The following is a 3,413-nucleotide window of genomic DNA, read 5'->3' on the forward strand; positions in this document are numbered from 1 at the left end:
CCACCGGCGCGGGCAGGGGCTGATCAACCTCTGCCGCCACTTCGTGCGTGACGGGCGCGAGTGCGTGGGGCCGTTCTTCGAAGACGCGGAGACAAGCTGCGGGCTCTGGGAAGAGCGGCCGGGGCAGGGCGTCTACGGCGTGCGCGGGTAGGCCGATGGACGAGGAAGTGATGCTCGAGCCGCTGCCGCTCATCACGTCGGAGGCGTTCGAAGCGCTGCGCCCAGAGTGGGAGCAGCTGGCGCGGGCCGCACCGGGGGCGACGCCGTTCCACCTTCCCGGCTGGCACGCTGCCTGGCGCTCGGTCTTTCGGCCCGGTGGCGAGGCGGTCTTCCTGGCCATCCGGCGGGAGGAGCGGCTGATCGGGGTCGCGGCGCTCGACCTCCGCCCGGACGGGGCGTGGGAGCTGGGCGACCCCGATGTGCGGGACTACGGCGGGCCGCTGGCGCTGCCGGGGGAGGAAGAGGCGGTGGCGGCGGGGGTGCTGGAATGGCTGCGGGAGGACTTGACCCGGCGGCTGACCGCGTGGGGCATCGCGGGGGATGGCCCATGGCCGAGGGCGTTCGCTCGGGCCGCGGAACGGTATGGCTGGCGGCTGGCGGCGGAGCCGGAAGCGGTCTGCCCGGGGCTGGAGCTGCCGGCGAGCTTCGCGGCGTACGTGGCGGGGCTCGGCAAGCACGACCGCCACGAGCTGCGGCGCAAGCTGCGCCACTTCGAGGCGGCGGGGGAAGCGCGCTTCGAACGGCTGGTGGGCGCTGCGGCCGCGGAGCGGCTCGACCTGCTCTTCGCGCTGATGCGGGCCAGCCGGGCGGACAAGGCGGCCTTCCTGACGCCCGAGATGGAGGCGTTGTTCCGGGCGCTGGTGCGGGAGCCGGGGCTGGCGGAAAGCGCGGTGCTGGGGCTCACGCTGCTCGATGGGCGGCCGGCGGCGGCGACGCTGGTCTTTGAGTTCGGCGGGACGGCGTACCTCTACAACAGCGGGTTCGACCCGGCGGTTGCGCAGCTGGCGCCCGGGCTGGTGAGCAAGGCATGGGCGATCCGCGATGCCATCGAACAGGGGCTGGGGCGGTTCGACTTCCTGCGGGGGGATGAGGAGTACAAGCGGCGCCTCGGCGGCCGCGAGCGGCGGGTGGTTCGGCTGGTGCTCGAGGAGTAGCCGCGGTCAGGCTGCTGCCGGGCGGACAGCGCGGATGACGGCGATCGGCTGGGAGAAGCCCCACGGGTCCTGGCGAATCTCAAAGGCGCTCCGGAGCGCGGGCGGGGCACCGTCGAGGAGTTCGCGGATGACGGCGACGCGATGGGCCGGGGTGTGCTGACGGGCGACCCAATCGGCACCATCGAGGCTGAGCGGGAAGCGGTGGATGATCGCGGCATCGAAGCCGGCGCGGGCGAGAAGGCGCAGCCACTCCGAGCCGCGGTAATCGCGGACGTGGGAGGGGTCGCGAAGGTACTCGAGGGTGTTCAGGAAGGTATCGCCGAGGGGGTCTTCGGGCGCCACGGTATCGGCGATGACGAGGCGACCGCCGGGGCGGAGAACGCGGAAGGCTTCGGCGAGGGCGCGGTCGATGGCGGGGAAGTGGTGGGCAGCGACGCGGCAGGTTGCGGCATCGAACGAACCGTCGGGGAAGGGGAGGCTGGCGGCATCGGCGAGGCGGAACTGGATGTTGGCGAGGCGGCGGCTGGCGGCGAGGTCGCTGGCGGCCTGGAGCATTTGGGGGGTGAGGTCGATGGCGGTGACGGTTGCCGCGTGGGGCGCGCAGGCCATGGCGGTGTGCCCGGCGCCGGTGCCGATATCGAGAACGTCCTCGCTGCCGGTGAGGCCGGCGGCTTCGACGATGATGGGCAGGTCGGGGCCGGCTGCGTGGTAGGAGAAGGTGGCGTAGGCGCGGGCGGCGGGTCCGAACTGGTCCTCGACAGTGGGCGGCACGGCGAACTCCTCGGGGTACGCGGTCATGGTGACAGGCCGGGGGAGCGGCGTCGATGGTTGCGCTTTATCGCTCCATGACGATAGAGTGAGCGGCATGGCTGAGGTGCTGCCCGCCCACCTGCTTGAACCGGTCGCCGAGCGGTTCCGCGTGCTCGGCGACGCGACCCGGCTTGCCATCCTGCGCACGCTGCTGGCGGAGGGGGAGCTGAACGTTTCGCAGCTCGTCGAACGGCTCGGGATGAGCCAGGCGAACATCAGTAAGCACCTGCGAACGCTGGCCGACGCCGGCATGGTCGCACGGAGGACGGAGGGCACGGCGGCGTACTACCGCGTGACCGACCCCACCCTGACGACGCTCTGCGAGCTGGTCTGCGGGCGGCTGCGGGAGCAGGCTGAGGCGGAAGCGCGGGCATTCTCGGCGACGTAGCCAGCACCCCGCACGGGGAACACGAACGAGGAGGGCAGTGCGTTGGTCCATTAATCGCTACATCGTCATGAACCGATTACCTGGAGACCCGGGCCGCTCGGGCGCTTCGGCCGCTGGATGGCCGCACACCGGTGGCCGGTGATCGCGGCCTGGGTGGTGCTGGCCGGGGCGCTGGGGGTGTTCGCGCCGCGCCTCGAGCATGCGCTTTCCGGTGCCATGTGGGAGGTCAACGGGTCCGATTCGCTGGCTGCGCGCCAGGTCATCGAGCGGGAGTTCGGCGGGCTGTCGTCGCAATCGGCGGTAGTGGTCAGCTGGTCGGATTCGGCCACCGTCGATGACGCGGCGTTCGCCGAGAAGGTGGCGAGCGCGCAGGCCGTGCTGGCGGCGGAGCCAGCGCTCGGCCCGGTCCTGCCGCCTTAGCCGGGGCCTGACGGCCGGACGGTGATGCTGCAGGCGGGCGCGGTGGTGGAGCCGACGGAAGCGGTGCGCGCGGCGGAGCGGGTCGCCGACGACATCGCGCGGCTGGACGGCGAGGAGGTGCGGGTGGCCCTGACCGGCTCGCCGGCGTTCTGGGCGGATTTCAACGCCGTGAACCGTGAGGGCATGATGAAGGCGGAGATGCTCACCTGGCCGGTGACGCTCCTGATCCTGGTGGCGGCGTTCGGCTCGCTGGCGGCGGCGGGGCTGCCGCTGATGCTGACGGCGGCGGGGCTGGTCTCGGCGATGGGGGTGCTCTACGGCATCACCCGCGTGACGGACCTCTCCATCTGGACGCTCAATTTCGCCATCATGTTCGCCCTGGCGCTGGGGATCGACGACGCCCTGTTCATCGTCTCGCGCTATCGCGGCGCCATTCACGCGTCGAACGACCGGCTGCTGGCGGCAGCGGTGACGATGGACACCGCGGGCAAGGCGGTGCTGTTCAGCGGCCTGACCGTGCTCATCAGCCTCTCGGCAATCCTGATCGTGCCGATCCCGGCGTTCCGGTCGATGGCGGCCGGGATGATGCTGGCGGTGGGCTTCGTTCTGCTGGCGGCGCTGACGCTGTTGCCGGCGGCGAT

The 3,413-nt window shown here is 71.8% G+C and carries 5 protein-coding genes; 4 read left to right on the plus strand and 1 reads right to left on the minus strand.

Translation table 11 applies throughout. From position 1 onward, the window contains the following. Positions 1-155: 155 nt before the first annotated feature. Positions 156-1,154 (plus strand): GNAT family N-acetyltransferase, encoded by a 999-nt coding sequence (locus VAE46_RS09070; RefSeq protein WP_322796609.1) that lies wholly within the window; start codon positions 156-158, stop codon positions 1,152-1,154. A gap of 6 nt (positions 1,155-1,160) precedes the next feature. On the opposite strand, the gene VAE46_RS09075 is transcribed toward VAE46_RS09070, so the two are convergent. Next, positions 1,161-1,952: a class I SAM-dependent methyltransferase gene (locus VAE46_RS09075; protein ID WP_322796610.1), complete on the minus strand. Its 792-nt coding sequence runs from the start codon at positions 1,950-1,952 to the stop codon at positions 1,161-1,163. Between the two features lie 67 nt (positions 1,953-2,019). Between VAE46_RS09075 and VAE46_RS09080 the strand changes: the two genes are divergently transcribed. The 3 genes from VAE46_RS09080 to VAE46_RS09090 form a co-directional block, all read left to right on the plus strand. After that, complete coding sequence (locus VAE46_RS09080) at positions 2,020-2,352, plus strand: metalloregulator ArsR/SmtB family transcription factor (protein WP_322796611.1); 333 nt, start codon at positions 2,020-2,022, stop codon at positions 2,350-2,352. A gap of 117 nt (positions 2,353-2,469) precedes the next feature. Further along, positions 2,470-2,772, plus strand: a complete 303-nt coding sequence (locus tag VAE46_RS09085; RefSeq protein WP_322796612.1) for a hypothetical protein — start codon at positions 2,470-2,472, stop codon at positions 2,770-2,772. A 24-nt stretch (positions 2,773-2,796) separates the two neighbouring features. Next, positions 2,797-3,413, plus strand: a 617-nt coding sequence (locus VAE46_RS09090; protein ID WP_322796613.1) for an MMPL family transporter, incomplete at its 3' end; no start/stop codon positions are given.

Source organism: Tepidiforma sp., assembly GCF_034433535.1.
GTDB lineage: Bacteria > Chloroflexota > Dehalococcoidia > Tepidiformales > Tepidiformaceae > Tepidiforma.

Bases quoted from the DNA above. Each gene is read 5' to 3' on its own strand.
- VAE46_RS09070 (WP_322796609.1), top strand. From the start codon at position 156: ATGGACGAGGAAGTGATGCTCGAGCCGCTGCCGCTCATCACGTCGGAG.
- VAE46_RS09085 (WP_322796612.1), top strand. From the start codon at position 2,470: ATGGCCGCACACCGGTGGCCGGTGATCGCGGCCTGGGTGGTGCTGGCC.
- VAE46_RS09075 (WP_322796610.1), bottom strand. From the start codon at position 1,952: ATGACCGCGTACCCCGAGGAGTTCGCCGTGCCGCCCACTGTCGAGGAC.
- VAE46_RS09080 (WP_322796611.1), top strand. From the start codon at position 2,020: ATGGCTGAGGTGCTGCCCGCCCACCTGCTTGAACCGGTCGCCGAGCGG.